At 37.4% G+C, this 23,295-nt stretch carries 12 protein-coding genes; 4 read left to right on the top strand and 8 right to left on the bottom strand.

The window, feature by feature from the left end:
• Positions 1-24: 24 nt before the first annotated feature.
• The 3 genes from B4F31_RS01515 to B4F31_RS01525 all read right to left on the bottom strand — a co-directional run bounded on the left by B4F31_RS01515 (position 25) and on the right by B4F31_RS01525 (position 3,939).
• Positions 25-2,727 carry a heavy metal translocating P-type ATPase gene (locus B4F31_RS01515; RefSeq protein WP_286760452.1) on the bottom strand — a complete coding sequence of 901 codons (2,703 nt, stop codon included), beginning with the start codon at positions 2,725-2,727 and terminating at the stop codon, positions 25-27.
• 169 nt (positions 2,728-2,896) lie between these two features.
• Positions 2,897-3,217 carry a four-helix bundle copper-binding protein gene (locus B4F31_RS01520; protein ID WP_075325869.1) on the bottom strand — a complete coding sequence of 107 codons (321 nt, stop codon included), beginning with the start codon at positions 3,215-3,217 and terminating at the stop codon, positions 2,897-2,899.
• 158 nt (positions 3,218-3,375) lie between these two features.
• Entirely contained in the window at positions 3,376-3,939 is a 564-nt protein-coding gene (locus B4F31_RS01525; protein WP_075325868.1) for a helix-turn-helix transcriptional regulator, read from the bottom strand.
• Between the two features lie 419 nt (positions 3,940-4,358).
• Between B4F31_RS01525 and B4F31_RS01530 the strand changes: the two genes are divergently transcribed.
• From B4F31_RS01530 to B4F31_RS01545, 4 genes are all read left to right on the top strand, one after another.
• Positions 4,359-5,828, top strand: coding sequence for a vanadium-dependent haloperoxidase (locus B4F31_RS01530; protein WP_075327909.1), 1,470 nt, complete (start codon positions 4,359-4,361; stop codon positions 5,826-5,828).
• A 71-nt stretch (positions 5,829-5,899) separates the two neighbouring features.
• A complete protein-coding gene (locus tag B4F31_RS01535) occupies positions 5,900-9,235 on the top strand; it encodes an FG-GAP-like repeat-containing protein (protein WP_286760453.1) in 3,336 nt (1,111 codons plus the stop codon).
• Positions 9,236-9,392: 157 nt separating this feature from the next.
• Positions 9,393-12,413 carry a SusC/RagA family TonB-linked outer membrane protein gene (locus tag B4F31_RS01540; protein ID WP_286760454.1) on the top strand — a complete coding sequence of 1,007 codons (3,021 nt, stop codon included), beginning with the start codon at positions 9,393-9,395 and terminating at the stop codon, positions 12,411-12,413.
• Positions 12,414-12,425: 12 nt separating this feature from the next.
• Positions 12,426-13,892, top strand: coding sequence for a RagB/SusD family nutrient uptake outer membrane protein (locus B4F31_RS01545; RefSeq protein WP_286760455.1), 1,467 nt, complete (start codon positions 12,426-12,428; stop codon positions 13,890-13,892).
• Positions 13,893-14,455: 563 nt separating this feature from the next.
• Here the strand turns inward: B4F31_RS01545 and B4F31_RS01550 are convergent.
• The 5 genes from B4F31_RS01550 to B4F31_RS01570 all read right to left on the bottom strand — a co-directional run bounded on the left by B4F31_RS01550 (position 14,456) and on the right by B4F31_RS01570 (position 23,289).
• On the bottom strand, positions 14,456-16,981 hold the full coding sequence (locus B4F31_RS01550) for a glycoside hydrolase family 9 protein (protein ID WP_286760456.1): 2,526 nt from the start codon (positions 16,979-16,981) through the stop codon (positions 14,456-14,458).
• 355 nt (positions 16,982-17,336) lie between these two features.
• Positions 17,337-19,484 (bottom strand): thioredoxin domain-containing protein, encoded by a 2,148-nt coding sequence (locus B4F31_RS01555; RefSeq protein ID WP_286760457.1) that lies wholly within the window; start codon positions 19,482-19,484, stop codon positions 17,337-17,339.
• Positions 19,485-19,620: 136 nt separating this feature from the next.
• Positions 19,621-20,190 (bottom strand): DUF3347 domain-containing protein, encoded by a 570-nt coding sequence (locus tag B4F31_RS01560; protein ID WP_075325865.1) that lies wholly within the window; start codon positions 20,188-20,190, stop codon positions 19,621-19,623.
• 122 nt (positions 20,191-20,312) lie between these two features.
• On the bottom strand, positions 20,313-22,034 hold the full coding sequence (locus B4F31_RS01565; protein ID WP_286760458.1) for an efflux RND transporter periplasmic adaptor subunit: 1,722 nt from the start codon (positions 22,032-22,034) through the stop codon (positions 20,313-20,315).
• Positions 22,021-23,289 (bottom strand): TolC family protein, encoded by a 1,269-nt coding sequence (locus B4F31_RS01570; protein ID WP_286760459.1) that lies wholly within the window; start codon positions 23,287-23,289, stop codon positions 22,021-22,023. Before B4F31_RS01570 ends, B4F31_RS01565 begins: the two co-directional genes overlap by 14 nt.
• Positions 23,290-23,295: the final 6 nt, after the last annotated feature.

Genomic DNA, 23,295 nt, shown 5'->3' on the forward strand with positions numbered 1-23,295 from the left:
CTATTAGTTTTGGTGGTTAGTATTCTAGTCTAATTTCGCGCTTTTTAATCTTAAAGCATTTGCAATTACTGAAACTGAACTAAAACTCATCGCCAAAGCTGCAATCATTGGTGAAAGTAGAAGTCCGAAGACCGGGTATAAAACCCCGGCAGCAATTGGTACTCCAAGTGTGTTATAGATTAAAGCAAAAAACAGGTTTTGCTTAATATTTTTCATCACTTTTTTACTTAGCATTTTGGCCTTTTTAACTGCTTTAAGGTCACCTTTTACCAGGGTGATTTCTGCGCTTTCTATCGCCACATCTGTTCCCGTTCCCATGGCAATACCAATATCGGCCTGGGCCAAGGCGGGTGCATCGTTTATTCCATCACCGGCCATTGCTACTTTTTTACCTTTTTCCTGAAGTCTTTTTACTTCATTTTGCTTATCCTCCGGCAGCATTCCAGCTTTAAAACCGGTTAAACCGAGTTCTTCAGCAACAGATCTTGCAGTTTTCTCATTATCGCCGGTAAACATATAAACCTCAACCCCATCATCCATTAAAGATTTTAGAGCTTCTCTACTCGTTTTTTTAATAGGATCGGTAATTGTAAAGTATCCCGTTACTTTCCCATCTACCGCTACAAAAGAAACGGTTTTACCTTTCTCCTGTTCAGCCGTTACTTTTTTATTTATTTCTGAAGGAATTTCAACATTTTCAGCCTTCATGAGTTTATCACTCCCAATGGCAATCCTTTTGTTATTTACCATGCCTGTAACCCCTTTTCCGGTAACGGAATCGAAATCTGAAGCTTCTGTATATTTCAGCTGATTTTCTTTTGCAAAATCTACAGTTGCTTTAGCGAGCGGATGTTCACTTTGAGAATTTACCGAAGCGATAAGTTTTATAATTTCATCTTTATTTTCTTCAGAAATCACTTCAACTTTTTCCACTTTGGGTTTACCTTCAGTAATGGTTCCGGTTTTATCGATAATCAAAGTATCAATATCATCCATTTGCTCTAACGCACGGGCGTTTTTAATAAGCACCCCATTTTGTGCACCTTTTCCAACTCCTACCATAACCGACATTGGTGTGGCCAGGCCAAGCGCACAGGGGCAGGCAATTATTAATACTGCGATGGCATTCACTAAAGCGTAAACATATTGCGGCTCTGGCCCATAAATGGCCCAAACTATATAGGTAATTATCGCAATAATTACTACCACCGGCACAAAATAAGCTGAAATTCTATCGGCTAATTTCTGAATGGGTGCCTGGGACCGGCTGGCATCATTTACCATCTTTATAATTTGAGAAAGCAAGGTTTCATCTCCCACTTTTTCAGCTTTCATTGTAAAACTTCTGTTTCCATTAATGGTCCCTGAACTTACTTTATCACCTTCAGCCTTATCCACCGGAATTGGTTCTCCGGTAATCATTGATTCATCAATACTGGAATTCCCGTTTTCGATAGTTCCGTCTACCGGAATTTTATCTCCCGGTTTTACTCTTAGAATATCTCCTTTTTCAATTTCGTCTATAGCAACTTCCTTTTCTTCGCCATTCACTACTTTTATCGCTTTGTTTGGAGCAAGTTTCAGCAGTTCTTTTATCGCAGAATTTGTCTTACTATGAGCCCGGGCTTCTAAAACCTGGCCAAGTAAAACAAGTGTGAGAATAACCGTTGCCGCTTCAAAATAAACGTGCACAGTGCCCGTTTCAGTCTTAAATTGCGGTGGAAAAAAATCAGGAAATAATAAGCCGAAAACACTAAAAACCCAGGCTACCCCGGCGCCAATGCCAATTAGCGTAAACATATTGAGGTTCCAGGTTTTTATAGATTTCCACGCACGTTCAAAAAACATCCAGGTAGCATAAAAGACCACAGGAATTGATAAACCAAACTGAATCCAATTCCAATATTGTTGGTCTAAAATTTCATAAAGCGGATTGCCTGAAATCATCTCAGACATCGCGATAATAAAAATGGGAAGGGTAAATGCTACGGCTATTTTAAACTTTTTGAGTAACTTTTTATAAGATTTACTTTCTGAAGATTCTTCCGGTTCTTTGGGCACCAGGTCCATTCCACATTTGGGACAGGAACCGGGACCATCCTGCTCCACTTCAGGATGCATGGGGCAGGTATACGTAGTAGCTTGTGGTTTTAGGCTGGCTTCTTCTACCAGGTCCATTCCGCACACCGGGCAATCACCGGGCTCAGTATAAGTTTTATCGCCTTCACAATGCATAGGGCAATAATAAACACCTGTTCCCTGCTCTGATTGAGAAGTTTTTTTCTTTTTCGATTTTACTTTTTTACCGGGTTCGTGAATTTCATAATGTCCCCCATCTTCCTTTAAGGCTTGCTGCAATTTTTCTAAAGAAACATCCTGTCTAGCAACAATTTTTGCTTCCTCTTTTTCGAGATTTACTTCAGCACTTTTTACCCCTTCAACTTTACTTAGCGTTTTTTCTACGTGAGATCTACAACCCATACAGGTCATTCCACTCACCGGATATGTTTTAAGGCTTTCGTTTTTTGGATGAATTTGATAGTTGCTGTCTTCCAGTGCTTTTTGAAATTTTTCAATTTCAATATGTTTTTGCATTTCAATTTCCGCAGCAGCTTTTTCAAGATCTACCCGGGCATCAATAACCCCTTCAACATTTTTTAAAGTATTTTCAACGTGGGCCCTGCAACCCATACAGGTCATCCCGGAAATTTGATAAGTATGTTTCATAGATTTTATTGGAGAAAAAAAGGCTGTTTGAACCTCTATTGTTACTTACGTCATGCTGTCCCGAAGCTTCGGGATTATTTTAGCATCTAAATTGAAAGAAATTAGACCCTGGAACAAGTTCAGGGTAACGTCTACTAGTAAAAAATCAAACAGCCTTTAAAATTAAATTTTATGCTAAGTAAGCTTCACAAGCTTTTGCACATTCACGGCAGGCTTTAGCGCAATCCTGACAGTGTTGATGTTCGTGTTTACCGCATTCATCGGCACACGCATTACAAATTTCAATGCAATATTTTACAAGTCCGTCTACATTTTTATAGCCGGTGACCAACACCTGGTTAAGGGTGCTACAAACCTCTGCACAAACACGATCGGTTCTAATGCAGTCTTTCATCATTTTCACATTGTCTTCATCAAGACAGGCATCAGCACAATAGTTACAATGATTAATGCAATTCCCTAAGGTGCTTAACAATTTCTCATTTCTCATAATATTGGTTTTTAATGGTTTAAATCAAAGTTAAGCACTATTAACCGCAATGAGTTTTAAAATTATGGTAAGAAGTTATAAGAAAATTGAAAAGATTAAAACGGATTTTACTCCCAATTAACTAATAAAACAATATTACTATGGTCTAAATTTGTTTGCTACAATTTATCCAGAGATTTTCGCTCCTGGTGGTGAAGTTTGTATTGGGATGGGTTTAAGCCGGTTTCTTTTTTGAAAAAAGTTGAAAGATACGCTGCACTACCAAATTGCAATTTATCGGCAATTTCTGAAATATTTAATTCATCATATTCCAGTAATTCTTTAATGCGTTCAGCTTTAATTTTATTTTGAAAACTTTGAATGCTTTGTCCTTCGGCTTTACTAAAAATACTGGTAAGATGACTATAATCGTAATGTAGTTCTTCACTTAAAACTTCAGAAAGCTTTTTGTTTTTAAAATCTTTGCGTTCGTAAACCCATTCAATAATTATAGATTTAATATCGGTAACAATTTTATCATGGCGTTCAGCTACAATTTCAAATCCGTTTGCTTTAAGCGCTTCTTCAAAAAGCTTAAATTGCTCTAAAGAGAGCTCTTTCTCAAACTCTATCCTGCCTAAACTAATATCTACATATTTAAGTTTTTGTTGCTCCAAAGTGTTTTCTACACTCATAAGGCAACGGTCACAAACCATGTTTTTTATATGTAAGATACTATTCATTTATAATTTAGTTTTTAGAATTTCTTTAAGCTGGTATGCTTTGCTGAAATAAAAAATAGTGAGTGCAAATTTACGAAGAATTAATCTTTCCTCTGTAATCTTAAAGAGTACCGAAAAATTACAAATTAAACTTGAAGAGGGTTTTTATTTAATAAACTTCAGGAAAAGGGAATAAAAGTGATTTTTAAAAAAATTATTTAAAAAAATTTTAAAACCTACATTTTTAGGCAATCCATTGCGTAGACTGGGCTACGAGGCACTACCACCCTAATTTAAAAGTGTTTAGGGCAATCTGCTCCCGAAAAAAGCCGGAAATAATTTAGTAGGTATAAAAAAAATTCACTTATTTTATATGTTAATAAAAACAAAAAATTATGTGGGGATTTATTACATTACTTTTTTTAAATTTTCAAGGTGGAATGGAAGTTACTACAACCTCTCCTCCAACTACAGACAATAAAATTGAAGTAATTACTCCTAACGAAAAACTGGGAGAAAATAATCTTGCTTACAAATGGGGAAAATTAGCTTTAGAAGCTACAGCAAAAGATACCGACAGATTTAATCCAAGACCCACGATAAGTTCTCGTTTCCTCGGGCTTATTTTCACCGCAGTTTTTGATGCCTGGTCCCGGTATGATGATAAAGCAATTCCAGTTTATATGCAGGGCGTTGAACGACGCCCACTTCAAGAACAGAATTTAAAAAATAAGGAAATTGCCATAAGTTATGCGGCTTTTAGGACTATGAACGAATATTACTTTACCGATGAGTCTATGTTTCGGGAATTTATGGTAGAACTGGGATTAGACCCAGATGACACCTCTTTAGATCCTAATACCGCTGTTGGAATAGGTAACCTGGCAGCAAAAGCCGTAATAGAAGCCAGGCATAATGATGGCGCAAATCAATATGGAGAAGAAGAAGGCTCTAATGGTAAGGCTTATTTTGATTATATGGGTTACAAACCCGTTAATTCTGCCGATGAGAATATAGACCTTAACAGGTGGCAATCTAAATATTTCTCTGATGGAAAAGGAGGCCAATTCGTTCCAAAATGTTTAACGCCCTACTGGCACAAGGTGGAGCCAGTTGGATTACAATCGGCAGACCAGTTCAGGCCGGGACCACCACCAATGGTAGGTTCAAAACAATTAGAGGAAGAAGTAAAAGAAGTAGTAGAATTACAGGCAAATCTAACCGATGAGCAAAGAGCCCTGGTAGAATTTATGCGAGATGGCCCGCAATCGGTACAACAGGCCGGCCATTGGCTAAAGTTTGCCCAGGAAGTTTCAGTTCGGGATCAACATAACCTGGATAAAGATGTAAAAATGTATTTCTACAACCAGATCACTGCAATGGATGCATTTATTGCCTGCTGGGATAGTAAAATGTATTACGATTACGCCCGGCCTTATGCTTTAGTTCATGAATTTTTCAAAGACGAAGATATTTACGGTTGGGGAGGCCCAGAAAAAGGAATGGTAGAAATGAAAGGACAGGACTGGAGACCATATTCTCCTTCAACTTTCTTATGCCCTCCTTTTCCCGGTTATGTATCGGGCCACAGTGCCATTAGTGGTGCCTGTGGTGAAGCTTTAAAACTTTTTACCGGAAGTGACGAATTTGGGTCTGAAGTTACATTAACTCCCGGCATCCTAACAGAGCCAAACCGACTTGGTAAGGAAGTCACTTTAGAATTCCCTACTTTCTCGGAAGCTGCAGAAATGGCCGGTTTATCCCGGGTTCTTGGCGGTTACCATATCCAGGCAGATAATATTGAAGGGCTAAAGTTAGGAAGAAAGGTAGCCCGGGAAAACTGGATCTTCTTTAAAAAACACATAGGAGAACCTGTAATAAGCAAGCACACCAGTCTTTCAAATAATTAATCCCTGGAATTTCAATAAATAGCCATACCAGGTTAAATTCAAACAATACCCTCCAAAATAATCATCCCAAAATGAAAATACTTTATAAGTCATTTTTCCTGATTTTTTTCTTTTTAATTATTTCGTGTAAGAATTCTGCCCCAGAGGAAAAGGAATTAGCGAAAAAAGAATCGACTGAAAATACTAAAATCTTCAGCAATGTTTCTGCCGCAAAATCTGGTATCAATTTTAGTAACAACCTTACCGAAAACGATTCCTTAAATTACTTTACCTACTCTTATATTTATATGGGTGGAGGGGTATCTACCGGAGACATTAATAACGATGGCCTTCCAGATCTTTATTTTACAGGAAACCAGGTTCCCAATAAACTTTATTTGAATAAAGGAAATATGGAATTTGAAGATATTACAGAATCTGCCGGGGTTGCGGGAGATGAGAGATGGTACACAGGAGTCACCATGGCCGATGTTAATGCAGATGGTTTTCTCGATATTTATCTTTCTGTAGGAGGAAAATTTCAACCTAAAAACAACCAGCTCTTTATAAATAATGGAGATGGAACTTTTAGTGAAAAAGCTAAAGAATATGGTTTAGACGATCCCGGTAATAGTGTACAGGCCACCTTTTTTGATTACGACAAAGATGGTGACCTTGATGTTTACATAGCCAATTACCCTCCAACCCGTTTTGACGCTCCAAATTTTGTATATGAATACCAAATGAATAGTGTAACCGATCTGCAAACCGATCATTTAATGCGTAACGACGGTGGGAAATTTACCGATGTTACTAACGAAGCAGGGGTTAGAAGTTTCGGGTTAACGCTCTCTGCAACAGTTGGAGATTTAAATAACGATGGTTGGCCAGACCTCTATATTTCTAACGATTTTAGTTCCCCAGATTTTATGTATATAAACAATGGTGAAGGCAGTTTTAGAGAAGTGGTAAAAGATGCTACCTCTCACACTTCATTTTACGGAATGGGTGTAGATATAGCAGATTATAATAACGATGGGCTTTTAGATATTTATCAGGTAGATATGTCTGCCAAAGATAATAGGAGAAAAAAAGCCAATATGGCCAGTATGAACCCCGATTTGTTCTGGGGTACTGTAGAAGCTGGTTTTCACTATCAATACATGCAGAACGTGCTGCAAACCAATACGGGAGTTTTTAACAATAACACACCGTTTTTTGCAGATCAATCCCGTATTGCCGGTGCCGCTTCTACAGATTGGAGCTGGGGCCCGCTTTTTGCCGATTTTGATAATGACGGCCATAAAGATCTTTTTGTAACCAACGGCACACGAAGAGAAATAAACAACAACGATTATTTTAACGAGCTTAAAAACAAGTCGCTTACTAAAGAAGACCGTCTTGAAAAAAGTTTAAATATTCCTTCAGAAAAAATAGACAATTTTATTTTTGAAAATAACGGTGATCTTACCTTTAATATAGCTAATGAAAAATGGGGAATTGTATATGAAGGATTTTCTAACGGAGTAGTTTATGTAGATCTTGACAATGATGGTGATTTGGAAATTATCACCAACAATATAGACGACACAGCTTCGGTTTTTGAAAACCAGAGTTCCACAAAAAATAATTATGTGCAAATTAAACTGCAAGGACCCGAGAAAAATAAATTCGGTATAGGCAGCAGGGCGTATGTTACCGCAAACGATACTGAACAGATGCAGGAATTAACTTTGTCCCGTGGCTTTCAGTCTTCTGTGGCGCCTCAACTTCATTTTGGACTTGCGCAGGCAGATCTTATTGACGAAATTAGAATTGAATGGCCAGATGGGAAAGTTGAAATAAGGGAGGATGTAGAAGCAAATCAGTTTCTAAGTTTTAATTACGAAGATGCTTCAGCAATAGAAACTTCTAATGAACTAAAGCCTGAAACCTTATTTTCAACAATAACAGATTCAACTTCATTTCCTAATCATAAGCATATTGAAAATGAGTACGACGATTTTAAAGACGAAGTACTTCTTCCCCACCGCACCTCTACCTTTGGTCCCAGTATCGCGGTTGGAGATTTAAACGGCGATGGTAAAGAAGATTTTATTGTAGGAGGTGCAGCCACTTATGAAGCAGGATTATATTTTTGGACTGAGAACGGCTTTAAAAAGCAAACCAGTGCTGCTTTTGGAAAAGATAAAGCTTACGAAGACCTTGACGCGTTAATTTTTGATGCTAACGGAAATGGCCATAACGATATCTATGTAGTTAGTGGAGGCAATGAGTTTGATCCAGATTCTGAAATGCTTCAGGACAGGTTATATATCAATGATGGAAAAGGGAATTTTACAAGAGACTTAAATGCTCTCCCAAAAATGCACGACAGTGGTTCTAAAGTATACAAAGCCGATTTTGATAAAGATGGAAAGGAAGAATTATTGGTTTTGGGAAGATTAGTTCCCGGTAATTATCCAAAACCCGCTAACAGTTATATTTTAAAAAATAACAGCAAAAATGGAAAAGTATCGTTTAAAGATGTAACTCAATCGGTTGCTCCATTTCTTCAATCTTTAGGGATGGCAACCAGTGCAGAAATTGTTGATTTTGATAATGACGGCTGGCAGGATATTATTATAGTAGGTGAATGGATGCCAATAAAAATTTTCAGGAATAATAAAACAGCATTTACGGATGTTTCTGAAGATATGGGAATTACCGATGATACTGCCGGCTGGTGGTGGAGTATTAAAAAAGGTGATTTTGATAATGACGGGGACCAGGATTTTATAGTAGGAAATCTAGGTGAAAATTATAAATATACAGCCAGCGAAGACGAAACCTTTGACATCTATTTTAAAGATTTTGATGGAAATAATAACAGTGATATTGTTTTAAGCTATTATAACAAAGGAGAAAAGTTTCCATTGAGAGGAAGAGAATGCTCCTCCCAACAAATTCCCGGTATAAAGGAGAAGTTTCCAGATTACGAATCTTTTTCAACAGCTACCCTGGAGGACGTTTATTCGGAAAAAGAACTGGAGAATTCTCTCCATTACCAGGTAAAATCTTTTTCCAGCATCTATTTAGAAAATGCTGAAGGGAAATTTAAAATTCACAAACTACCAAACGTGGCCCAAATATCTTCAATTAATCAAATTCTTGTAAAAGATTATGATAAGGACGGCCATCTTGACGCTTTAATTGCCGGGAACCTTTTCTGGTCTGAAGTAGAAACCACAAGAAACGATGCCGGGTATGGAATGCTCCTTAAAGGAGATGGAACCGGTAATTTTAACCCAATTGTACCTTCTAAAAGTGGTTTCTTCGTACCAGGAGATGTGAAAGATATGGCCACCATTGAGGTTGAAAACCAGGAAGTTATTATTGCAGTAAAAAACAACAGTCCTATTCAATATATTGAGATGAAAGACCAATAACGTTAATGATGTGATAATAACACTTATAATTATTACATAATCAATGATATAATGAAAAAAAATTACGAAAATTAGAGATTTTTTTTAGAAAACCGATTGCGTAAAATTATTTTTTATTACATTTAAACCGAATTAATAAACTAACTAACAAATAATTATGAAAAACAATTACTTGAAAAGGGGGCTTTTCATTGTAACATTCTTTTGTTTTGGCTTTATTACAGCCCAGCAAACCGTTACGGGAACAGTAAGTGACGAATCCGGTCCTATACCAGGAGTGAACGTCATAGAGCGAGGAACCTCCAACGGTACAACTACAGACTTTGATGGAAATTATAGTATAGAGGTAAGCGAAGGCGCAGTTCTCGTTTTCAGCTATATAAGTTATCAAACCCAGGAAATTGCCGTTAACGATCAAAGCGTTATCGATGTAAACTTAATCGCCGGGTCAGAATCCCTGGACGATGTTATTGTGGTAGGATATGGTACTCAAAGTAGAGCAGAAGTTACAGGGGCTATTTCATCTATTGATACAGAAGAGATTAATAGTCTTCCGGTATCTACCGCAGAGCAGGCCTTACAAGGTAGAGCTTCTGGTGTTACAGTAATTAACTCAGGTTCTCCCGGTAACTCACCTGCTGTTAGAATTAGAGGTTTGGCCTCACCTAACAATAACGACCCATTATATGTTATAGACGGTGTCATTGCCGGTGGTTTGGGTAGTTTAAACCCTAACGATATTGAGAACATACAGGTTCTTAAAGATGCATCTACTACTGCTGTTTACGGTTCTAGAGGTGCAAACGGAGTTGTACTTGTTACTACCAAATCTGGAACGGCCTCACAAAAAGCTCAACTAAGTCTTGATACTTATACGGGAGTTCAATTTAATAGTAATCGTTACGATTTATTAAATAGAGAGCAATACATACAATACGCAAGAGAAGTAACAGATACTGATCCAGAGCGCCTTACCAATCCTGAGTATGCAGACTTTATTGACAATAATACAGACTGGCAGGATGAAATTTTTAGAACCGGGGTGATGAAAAGTATCAACCTTGGACTTTCAGGTGGTAATGAAAACAGTAATTACAGGTTTTCTGGAGGATACCTAAACCAGGAAGGTGCGGTTATAGAAACAGAATTTGAACGTTTTAACTTTAGATCTAATAGTAACTTTAATTTTGGTAAACTTAGTTTTGGTCAAACATTAAACGTAGCTTTCACTTTACAGAATCCTGAAAGAGAAGACGGAGGTAGATCAATAATAGAACACGCAATAAAATCAGCGCCATATTTAAGCGTTTATAACCCAGACAATAGAGGTGGTTTCCAGGGACCAAACTCTGCACTAGATGGCCAGGATGCGGCCAACCCGGTTAGAGTTCAAACCTTAGGAAGCGCCGAGAATAAAGGACTTACTATTTTAGGTAGCCTTTTTGCTGAATACGAAATAATTGATGGCCTTACTTTTAAGAGCCAGGCAGGTATAGATTATTATAAGTATAATAACAATAATTTTATTCCTTCTTATAACGATGATAGTAATGGTGGAACCCATCAATTTGGTTTTGCTCAAATCACAAAAAACAGTGGTACCAATCAATCGCTTACACTTACCAATAGCTTAAACTATAAATTTGAGGTAGCAGATTTTCACAACTTCGAAGTTTTAGTTTTAGCAGAAGATCAAACTATTGATAGTGAAAGCCTGAATGCAAGTAGCCAGAATCCAATTACAGATGATGTAGAAGAACTATCTCTTAATCAAGCAGGCCTGTCTTCAGCTTCTTCAGAATATAGAAGAGTTGGTTATTTAGGACGATTAAATTATAATTTTGATCAAAAATATCTTTTGTCTGGATCTTATCGTCAAGATGCTTCCAGCCGTTTTGGAGCAAATAACCGTTGGGGTACTTTCTGGTCTGTTTCTGCAGGTTGGAACGTAGCTAAAGAAAGCTTTATGCAAGATACAGACTTTAATAACTTCAAAATTAGAGGTAGTTGGGGTACAACCGGTAACGACCAGATTGGTAACTATCGTTATGCTTCTACACTTGTTACAAGCTTTATTTACCCAATTGGAGGTGCAGCTGTACAGGGTACTACTGCTGAAGGACTTCCCAATCAAAACCTTAAATGGGAGGAAGTTACTATGAAGAACATTGGTTTAGATTTGGGTATGTTTAATAATGCCTTAACTCTATCCATGGAATATTATAGTAACCAAAGTGATGATCTTCTTTACGAATTACCACTTCCGCTTAGTTTAGGTTACAATGTACCAACTATAGCTTCTAACGTTGGGTCCGTAAAAACAACAGGTTTTGAAGCTGATCTTGGATATAACGATTACGAAGGTGAATTTACCTGGTCTGCCAATTTAAACCTGGGAACCAGTAAAAACGAAGTTCTTTCTATAGGTAGCCTGGATCAGGTTCAGGGAGGATTTTTTGAGAATGAATATCTTACAAGAATTGCTCCGGGAGAACCATTATTCCATTTCTATGGCTTAAAAACCGATGGTATCTACCAAAATCAGGCAGAAGTAGATGAGGTATTCACTGCAAATCCAGATCAAACAGCTGTGCAACCTGGAGATATTCGCTTTTTAGATCTTAACGGAGACGGGGATATTACTGCTGCAGATAAAACTGTAATAGGAAATCCATATCCAACACTTACAATGGGACTTAATTTAAGTGCCCAGTATAAGAACTTTGATGTTTCAATGTTTATTCAGGGTGCGTATGGTCACGAAATTTATAATACTAACTTATATGACCTTGAAGGAATGCCAAGACTATTTAATAGCGGTGTAGCTGTTTTAAATAGATGGACAGGAGAAGGAACTTCAAATACGATACCACGTGCTTTAGGAGCTCCACAAAACCTTAATGCTTCGGATCGTTTTATAGAAGATGGATCTTATACCAGGCTTAAGAATTTAAATATTGGATATACTTTTGATGAAGATATATTTGGTGAATCTCTTGCCAATTTAAGAATATACATAAGTGGACAAAACCTGATTACCCTAACCGATTATTCCGGACTTGATCCTGAAATTGGTGTTGACAACGTATTGCAACAGGGTACGGGAGCTATAGGTATTGATAGAGGTTTATATCCTCAGCCTACTTCATTAACATTTGGTCTACAATTAGGATTTTAAAAAAATACAATTATGAAAAAAATAAGAATAATATTAATGGTCTTTGCCACATTGTTCGTAGTTAACGGATGTGAGGAAGAAGATTTTGAACTAACAAACCCTAGTGGTCTTTCTCCTGAAACCTATTTTAGGACAGAAGCCCAGGTGCAATCGGCAGTGAATGCTGTATATGCCAATACGCAAACTATTGGATTATACACCAGAACTTTGTTCTTTGCAATGGACATTATGTCTCGTGAAGCCCTTGGGAATCCGCAATTAGAAGCAGATAAAAGAGTTTACCAGGAATGGTCTTTTGATGCCAGCCACCCACCAATCGCGTGGTACTGGGATGCCTGTTTTAGAGGAATAAACAAAGCAAATTTTGTAATTGATAATGCCGATAAAATTAATGAAATTCCATCTTCATTATTGAGTGATGAGAAAAAAGCAAGATTTATTGGTGAAGCGAAGTATATGAGAGCTTTTTACTATTTCTTATTGGTAACCCGTTTTGGCGATGTTCCTTTAATTACAACCGTGCCTGAAGATGGTTCTGGTTTTCCACGTACCCCTGCAGATCAGGTTTACGACCAGATAATAGCAGACTTAAATGATGCCAGCCAGTCTTTATGGGATAAAGGACGTACTGAAAATGGTAGAGCTACTCAAGGTGCTGCTTTTGCCCTTTTAGGAAAAACACACCTTTATCTTGAAGAATACGATGAGGCGTTAGCTGCTTTCGAAAATATTTACGGGCAATATTCTTTAGAAGACGATTATTTTGCAAACTTTAGAGAAGAAGAAGAATTTGGTCCTGAATCAATTTTCGAAATTCAGTATGATGATGATATGGGGAACTCTGCCGTATGGAACTCTAATGCAGCCGGTGAAGATGCTAATGAAGTAACCTTCCGTGGCCAGGAGTATGGCTTTAACGACTGGTTTAACGTATATCCTAATCCCGCTCTTATAGCTGAATACGAAGAAGGTGATATTAGACTTGATGAATCTTTCTATTTCAACGGTGATACTTTTGCTGGTGGTTTAATTGAAGAATTACCTCTGGAAAGAGATGCAGCCTGGAGAAAGTACCAGAATTACTACAAAGATGTTAATGAAGATCAGGCTTCAGGAATAAACATGAAAGTTATTCGATATGCTGATGTTCTTTTAATGATGGCCGAAGCTGAAAATGCTTTAGGCAACCAGGCTGATGCTATAGATTACATTAACGAAGTAAGAGAGAGAGCAGAATTAGCCCCTCTTTCTGACGGTCTTTCTCAAGATGAAGTTTTTGATGCCATAGTACACGAAAGAATGGTAGAATTAGCCGGCGAACAAGTACGTTTCCCAGATCTTGTAAGATGGGGACTTGCTGCCGATTATCTTTCTGAATTTGGTTTCCAGGCAGGAAAACACGAAATCTGGCCTATTCCTAATGATGAAATATCAGCAAATGAGGGTATAAGTCAGGAAGATCAGAATCCAGGATACTAATAAGTATTCAACCTTTAAACTTAAAGCCCTTTCAAATAAATGAAAGGGCTTTTTTATGTGAAATTTCTTCAGAAAATAAAAAAGTAAACTAACTCTGCGTATCCTGATGAGCCTCATTAATTTAATTCCCTCAACAAGAATGCAACATTGAAATCTCAATTATCAAGTAAATTAATTAGTTGAGAAAGAATTATCAGGTCTAGTTTTTCGGTAATAAGGAAAGGAATCTCCATCGTTATAAATAGACTAATTATAAGCAGTTAATAGATTAATCCACACATCAAATTAACCTATTTTCCTTAGCCTAAATTATTAAACAGGGAATTGCAGGAGCATTTACAGAAAGAAAATGTAATAGTAAACACTTCCATTGGAAATACTTATTTGAGCTTATAAAATAATCTGGCCATAAGACCAGATTATTTTATTTCAGTAATGGTTTTATCTAAAACTATTTATTAACGTATAAACTATTATTTTTTGGTTCTCAGAAAAATCATCAGCTTTGGGAAAGATCTCAACTTAAATTATATGAGAAGATAAACCCGAGGAGTAGCATTTCACTATTGGTTATTGAGTAGATCACGAACGGCATTCACGAGATAAATATAGGATGCACCAACATTCACCACGTACTCATTTTCTCCCCATAAAAACGGCCAATCTTCCTTATTTTCAGGAAAATCTGGTTTTAAGATTAAAACTCCTGGTACTACCCCACCGGCGATAAATGAAAAATCTGCACGGTTCATTCCATAAGCTACTTTCTTAGATTTTGTCCCCACTCCAGAAACAAAGGATATATCAGAATCAGGATGCGTTCCGTAAAGATAATTAAGACCTTTAAAAACCTCTTCCTTATCAATAAGATCGGGAAACGCCTTATGTAAATGGTAATTATTAATTGCATAGGATACAATTTGACTATTGCCAGCCCAACCCCTTCTACCAATAGGAACACCATACGGATTTTCTTTCCTATGCTCAGCAATTTCATTCTTATAGTCTTTTACCCTATTTTTTAACTTCTGCTTAAAATCTTCATCCATATAGGTTAAGATCTTCATAACCCGACCTGCATGAAGGTTAAAGTTTTTATCTATAGTAGGCCACATCTCCTTTATGCGAGTGGCGTACATTTCATCTTTTGTAGAAAGTAATAATTCTACGGCGGCTTTTAATTCTTCATCTTCTAAAGTGCCTCCGGTAGTATTTCCGTGATGAAAAAGATCTGGCTCTTTTGAGTGTTCTTCTTTCCATACATTTATAGCGGTGTTTATACACTCTTCAGCTAATTCATCATTATATCCTTTAAGAACACGACTGGCAGCCGCTAATGCAGCAATAGAACCATAATTTAAAGGTGTGCTTTTACTTGTAAAGGCCCATCTGTCATCAAATTTTCCACTTTTGTATCCATCAGTTTCCAGAGGATCCATTTCTTTATCATAAATCAGGTTATCTGTCATAGTTAGACCATCTCCTAAATGGGTATACTGAGAAATATCGGGCACGATAATCCCAGGAATCGCCCTTCCCAAAGTTCGGTGCTGGGCAATTAACCCCAGGGTACCGTGTTCTATTTGCTGAAGAATATCTGGTTTTCCATCTGGGTTATGTAAATCTACATATTTAGCATCGTAATCTACAAGGGTCTGGTCTCGTTGTAAATTAAAATCTTCGTATGCATGAGCAAGATGAGAAACTACATAATATTGGGTTTGAGTTCTAATATCATAATCTCCGGCATCATACCAACCACCAATATTAAGTCCCGGTATGTGTTCGCCCGGTTCATATTCGGTATCTGTTGTGGGACCCTGGGCATAAAGATCAAAATGCTCATGATTAACAGGTGCCTGCAGTGCATCATCCAGGTGGGAAGCGCCATGCCAAACCCTATAAGCTTCGTTTACCAACATATGATCCATCTGCACCGGGAAAAAAACATCATTCGTGGGGTGCCAGGCTTTTTCATACACATCTTCATTAATTTTAAAAGGTGCCGTAGTTTCGTCTTTATAAGAGATAACATATAAGCCTTCTTCTTTTACTTCAGAAAAATCGAAATATAAATACTTATACCTGGTATATTGCCCCCAATTAGATAAGGCAGCTGTATGTTTTTCCACCTTTTCTCCCATTTCATTTAACTTATAAAGCGTGGCCCGGGAAGCAGGAGAATCATTTTTATCTAACTCAATAACCGCAACTTTTTCCTGATTAGGGTGATAGCCAACCTGTGAATGACCAATAACCGGCTTACGCGACCAGCCTGGGGTAGAATTTACATTTAAACGCCATTGTAGAACCTTACCGGTTTTATTTTCAGGAAGTAAACTTCTAACTACAAACCAACCATTCTGGGCTTTATCTCTCCCATCGTGCAACATTAATTTTGCTTCATCTGAAATAATTGTAATTTTTCGTTTAGGATCTCCGGGCGCAACTACCAGGGTCTTTCCTTCAGCAAAAGGTTTCGGTGCCGTATATCCTGAAGTATCTTTATCCATGCTACTGTGCGGGTATAGGGGGAAATTACCTCCTTCACCGTCCATATAATAAGTTTTCTCAGCATAGGCCGAGGGTATAAATTCCAGATTAAACCCGGCCTTTCCCTTTAATTCTTCGGGAATTGGCTCATCTAAGTGTACACTTAAAATCACTTCATCTTCATCTCGTTCTGCCCGTATCATATATTCAAAATCGTAATCGGGATATTTTTCATATGTATCAATACGATTATTTTCCCTGTCCACTTCTCTTCTAACAAAGGTGGGAATCGCATCCCATTGTTCTGGGGTGGCGTTTAACCTCACATCACCATTAGTGACTGTTCTCACTCCATGATGAATTACTTCTATTCCACTTATTTTTGAATCACTAAATAACCCATCATACCAATTACTAAATGCCAAAATGTTTACTCCGGTTTTTTCAAAATACTCTTCTTCATTAAGCGTTAACGGCGAAGTTTGGGCAAAGACACTACCCATCATTAAAAAAAGGCCAAGACAAACGGACTTTACCCCGTACTTTTGAAAGAGATAAGTATTTTTTAAAGAAAGTTTTTGTGTAATATTTTTCATAATTCTTATTGATTTTAAAAGCTTTAATAGGTTATTATTTTAAAAGGGAACCTCTATAAACTGCTTATACCACTTAAATCAATCGGTTGCGTAATGCAGTTAAAAAAATCCCCGGAAAAGCATTTTAAGGGGAAATTTCCTGTTTTTTATAATATAGAATACTGAAAAGCAGTATTATTTCTTAAAAATATACCTTTCTATTCAGCAAAGCAAGAAATCCTAAAACTGAATCTAAATATTTTGGGGTTTTAGATGAAGAAATAAGTTAAAAAAGACGATGTATGCTGAAAAATCGTTTCCGCAGGGAATTCGATTGCAAAAATACAATTAAACAAAAATTCAGGTGGTGCTAATCTTACCAAAAACCTCCAGATTCATTGATTTGCTCCAAAGCTTCTCTGGCTGTGGTTACAGGAAACTTGCATACGTGATCTTTACATACATAAATGGTGGTTTGCCCTTCAATAAATTTACCTTTCAATAACTCTAAATTTCCTTCTTTTTCCCCGCCCATTAACAGGACATTCGGGAGATAATTATGATTGATTTCTTTTTTCACCCTGTGGTGCTCTTTTCCTACTATGGCTACCTCAAATGGAGGTTTTACCAGGAGTGCTTCAACTATAGCCCAATTTGCATAGAAATCTGGATATTCCTTTAAATCCTTTTGTACGTTTAATAACATTTGTTCTGCCAGAGCTTTCTTTTCGCTATCGTAAAAATAATGCCCCAGGATTAAGAGGTTTTTCGCCATTTCTGAATTAGAAGAAGGAATAACATTATCCAGAATTTCCTTTTGCCGTGAAATTAGACCAGAATGATCATCATGGGTGTAGAAGAACATCCCGGAAGTAGAATCGAAGAAATGTTCTTTCGTATAATTTGCAAGATCTTGCGCTTTAAACAACCATTTTTCATCAAATGTAGCCTGGTAAAGATCGATAAATGCAGAAATTACAAAGGCATAATCATCTAAAAAGCCAGGAATGCTGGTTTTTCCGTCTTTATAATTTCTGGTTAAAGCACCATTTTCAGCAATAACATTTTCATTAAGGAAACGGGCATTTTTTAGTGCGGCCTCTAAAAATCGTTTTTCATCAAAAGTCTTATAGGCATTCAGGTAAGCCTTTATCATTAATGCATTCCAGGAAGTAAGTACTTTATCATCAAGAGCAGGTAAGGTTCTCTTTTGCCTTTCATTCAACAATTTTTGTTTCCCTTCAGAAAGTATTTCTTTTAATTCTTTAACAGAAAGCGACTTTTCTTCAGCAAAAGCTTTATCAGATTTTTCCCTGTGTAAGATATTTTTTTCATCTTCCCAATTACCGTTTTCTTCTACATTGTAATAGGCTTTAAAAATGGAAGAATCTCCACCTAAATGTTCATCAATTTCATCGGCGGTCCAAACGTAAAATTTCCCTTCTTCCCCATCGGTATCGGCATCTAGGGAGGAATAGAACGCCCCATTTTTAGCGGTAAGTTCGCGTTCAACAAATTCAAGACTTTCGTAAACTACATCTTTATACAGCGGATTCCTGGTTTTTTGCCAGGCCTGGGAATAAAGCCCAATAAGTTGGGCATTATCGTAAAGCATTTTTTCAAAGTGAGGTGCAAACCAATCTTCATCTGTAGAATACCTGGCAAAACCACCACCAAGCTGATCGTAAATACCTCCAAAAGCCATATTTTCAAGCGTAACATCTACGGCCTCCAAAGCACTGGGGTCGTCGGTTAAATAATTATAGTGAAGAAGAAATTTCCATAAAACCGGCACCGGAAACTTTTGAGTTTCTACTTTCCCCCCTTTTTCAAAATCTATTTTAGATTTTAATTGAGTGTACACCGTTTCAAGTTCATCTAAAGAAAAAGCTTTCTCCTTATCAACAATTGGCATTTGCTCTAAAGATTGAATACCATCGGTTATTTTCTCGGCTTGTTCAAGTATAGCTTCAGGATCTTCTTTATTGAGTTTTACAAAATGCTTAAGAATTTTTAACCAGTCTTCCTTAGGATAATATGTACCGGCATAAAATGGCTTCCCATCTGGCAGTGCTAAAACATTTAACGGCCAACCTCCGCTACCCGTCATGAGCTGTGCAGCATTCATATATAAATTGTCTACATCTGGCCGCTCTTCCCTGTCTACTTTTACCGAAATAAAATTCTCGTTCATAAGTTCGGCCACCTCGGGGTCTTCAAAACTTTCCTCTTCCATTACGTGGCACCAATGGCAGGCAGCATAACCAATGCTAATTACCAGTAATTTATTTTCTTTCTTAGCTTTATTTATAGTTTCCTCGCTCCAGGGATGCCAGTTAACAGGATTATGGGCGTGCTGTAATAAATACGGACTGCTCTCATTCACAAGCATATTGGTAAACTCGTGCTCTTCAGGCTCTTTATCTAATTGATTTTCACTCGAGGAATTATTTTTAGCTTCATCTACACAAGATATGGAAAGAAAAATAGCCAGTAATATACTGGCAAGGGAAGACAATTTCATGTTCTTATTATTAAATCTTTGTAAGATAACTTCCTAATCGAACTTTTCAAATAAAACCTTCAATTTTTCGAAAAACTACGTATAAAAAAGCCCACCAACGCTTAGTAGGCAGGCTCTATTTGTTATTTAGTATATCTTAATTTAGAGTAGCTTCTACCCTACCGCATTTCAGCATCTTATCGCCATAATAAGGATTAAAAATATCTTTTGAATTAGAATACCAATAATCACCTTTTCCTTCAAAAGCCATGGGACAGTATTGCTTATAAATCTCACCCGATTCTAAAGCATCCTGCAACACAGGCTCCATAGCTGCAGTAAGTTTAGAAAAATCTTCCCGTTGTCTATTTACATCCTCACTTTCAGCTATTTGCGTTGCCGCAGAAGCTATTTCTTGGTTTTCACCAGCTTTTTCAGCAAGTTTTGCAGCTTTATCACTGGCAGTTTCAGCATCTGTATTTACAAAAGCATCCTTAATTTCTACATATAAATTATAGATTTCGGCAGTATTTTCATTCTTAAATTCAGCATTTAAGGCTTCTCCTTCATAAGTGTCCATGCTGGCCTGCTCGTCACCCTGGTGCATTTCATTTTGCATAGGCTCTGCCGCTTCATTCTTCTTTTCTTCGGCATCGCGGCAGGAGGTTAGTGATATGGCTCCTGCTACCAGGCTAAGCATCATTAAGTTTCTTAGATTTTTTTTCATAGTTTCTGTTTTTAATTTAATTTGTATTTATTCTTGTTTAACCACTTTAAGGCTTTTGATTCAGCAAACTTATATAAATTTATTTTTCGATTCCTCCTTAATTCTTTTCACTTACTCTTTTCTTATTGCTCAATAACACCCGTTACTTCCCCACAATTCAGCATAGCACTACCGTAATATGGATTCCTTATTTCTTCTGAAAGGCTTAACCAATCGGCGCCTTCATCGTTATTCGCCATAGGACAATGCTGTATGTAAATCTGCTCATTAAATGGTTTTAAACTTTTTGCCATCCTGATCATTTCTGCGGAAAAATCAATAAAACCGGTTCTTAATGCTGAAATATCTTCAGAAGCTTTCATGATAGATAGTTTAGCCTGAAGCTGGGTTTTATAATTTTCAACAGCACCTGCCGCTGAAGTCGGAATAGCCGAAACATCCACAGCCTCAATTTTACTTTCTACTGTCTTCAAGTGTTTTTTTGCAGCTTCAAAATCATCTTCTACCAGGGCATTTTTTAATGCCAAATAAGAATTAAATACCTCCTGAATTTCGTTTTTCCCGGCTGCAGATAATTCTATCTCTTCAATATGGCCTGTACCATTTTCCTGCGGATTCATCATACTGGATTTTCCGGCTAATTGCACTGCCGCATCTACGGTAAAAGTACCATTTACCACAATTTCCTCGCCTTCATTTAAACCTTTTTCCACAACATAAGAATCCCCTAAAGAAGAACCTAAAACCACTTCCCGATGTTTAAATCCGGTGCCATTTTCTACATTTTCCTTCACATATACCACAGAACGTTTCCCCGTCCACAAAACTGCAGATTTTGGAATTACAATTTCTTCGTTTTCGGCACTAAGGTTATTTTCTATAATTCCTGTTGCAAACATTCCTGGTTTAATTCGTCTATTCTCATTATTAATTTCTACCCGGGCAGTAGCCACCCGGGTATTATTATTTAGCAACGGATCTACAAACTTTACCTCACCCTCAAAGGTTTCCCCGGGAATTGATTGTATAGTATATTTTATGGTGCTGCCTTCTTTAATCCAGGACATATTGCTCTCGTAAACATCAAAAAGCACCCAAAGTTTATCAAGATTAGCAATTTTATAAATAGGCATTCCCCGCTCCAGGTAATCACCCTGTTCAGCCATAAGTTCGGTCACTACGCCACCAACATCGGCAATAATTGAAAACCTCTCCATAGCCTCACCTCTACTCAACATTTTATTAATTTGCGCCTCACTAATTTTCCAGTTTCTAAGCTTTTGTTTTGCGGCTTCAAAAAGTTCTGGCTGACTTTCCTTTATCTCGGCTGCCTGTAATAATTCTTCCTGGGCAGTTACTAAATCTGGCGAATAAACGCTGGCCAGAACCTGTCCACGATTCACTTTTTCACCCGTAAAATTCACTTGCAATTGCTCAATTCTCCCAGGAATATGGGTAGATTGCGTGTAAGTGTTACGCTCGTCTACCTCAACTTTTCCATTAAGTCTAATTTCTTTTGAAGTTTCACCTGCTCCAACCAGCATGGTTTCAACATTTGCAAGTTTCAGTGCATTTTCACTCATCACAAACATGTCTGAATCCAGTTCGTTTTCATCTTCTGAAACCGGAATTAGATCCATTCCACAAATTGGGCAATCTCCCGGTTCGTTTTGCCTTATCGAAGGGTGCATAGAACAGGTCCAGGTTTGATCTTCGCTCCTTTCAGAGTGATCGTGCTCTTCAACTTGTTCAGCATCATTCCCTCCACCAAAAAGCAGGTATCCGAGTAAAAGTCCAAGGATAAGAATCCCCGCAGCTTTCCATATATTATTAATTCTTTTCATCGTAATTTTCAGTTTTAGCTGATAAATAATCCATTTTTGCCTGAGCCGTAAATCCGGTTTTCAAGGCTTCTATTTGCTGAGTTTTCAGCATTAAAATATCCTGATTCATTTGAAGCACTTCCTCAAAATCGCCATCGTTATTACTAAAAGCCGAAACCAAAAGCCTATTTGCCTGGTTAGAACTTTCAATTTGCCGTTCATAAAGCTTTAGTAATTTATCGGCTTTATTTAAATCGTAGACCGTTTGCTCAAATTCACTTAGTAACTGGTTCTCTCTCGCTTCTTTATTTTGAATGGCAGCCTCCTGCATTAGTTCGGCTTCTTTTTCTGCGGCTTTATATTTTTTTCTAAAAATTGGTAAACTCACCGAAAACATAGGCATTATTGCGTCCTGCCCGTTCATTGGCGGATTTGCATCTCTTCGTTTTGAAATAATCGAATAATCCACGCCAATCCCGAAATTAGGTAAGCCCGATTTTTGCGCTGTTTCTGCACGACTTTCATATGCCTCCCGCTCCCTATCGAATTTGGCAAGTTCTGGATGCATTTTAAAAGCTTCTTCAGGATTAATTATTTCGTTCTGTATTTCAGGATTAAAAATCAGGGTATCCTGAATTGCAACATCAGCTTGCCTATCTCTATTCAGTAAAAGATTAAACTGCTTTTTTAAACTTTCCAGTTGTTCTTTTTCAAGCTCAATTTCTGTTAAGGCTTCGTCCCGTTTAATATCTACCCGAACCACATTTACCATTTTTGAACTTCCGCTTCTAAACTTACTAAGGGAAAGCTCACGATAGGAATCCAGAATGTCCAGGTTTTCCTCCTTTAGAGCAATAGTTTTCTCAATAGCAAAAAGTTGGGCATATGCTTTTTTTATTTCGAAAAATAAGTCGGCTCGCATTGCCAAATACTCCTGAAATCTTGCTTCTGCCAGGAAATCTGCTGCTTCTTTTTTTGTTTTTAAAGTTCCAAACCAGGGAAACATCTGCATAAGGCTAAACCGGGCTTCCTGGGCGCCCAAACGTGTTTCAACCATTCTGCCAAATGCGCTAACCGTTAGCGTGGGATCTGGTAAAGAAGAAACTTGCGGCGATTGCTGCAATGCAGCTTCAAATTGCGTATAAGCAGATTGTAGCTTAGGATTATTTTCTGCTGCGATTTTGAGATAATCTTCCAACTCCTGCGCAATTCCCACTCCTCCCCAAAGAGAGATAAGAAGCAAGCTTATAAAAATTTTTTTTGTGTCTATTTTCATTATCTA

It is taken from the genome of Salegentibacter sp. UBA1130 (assembly GCF_002311535.1).
Taxonomy (GTDB): Bacteria; Bacteroidota; Bacteroidia; order Flavobacteriales; family Flavobacteriaceae; genus Salegentibacter; species Salegentibacter agarivorans.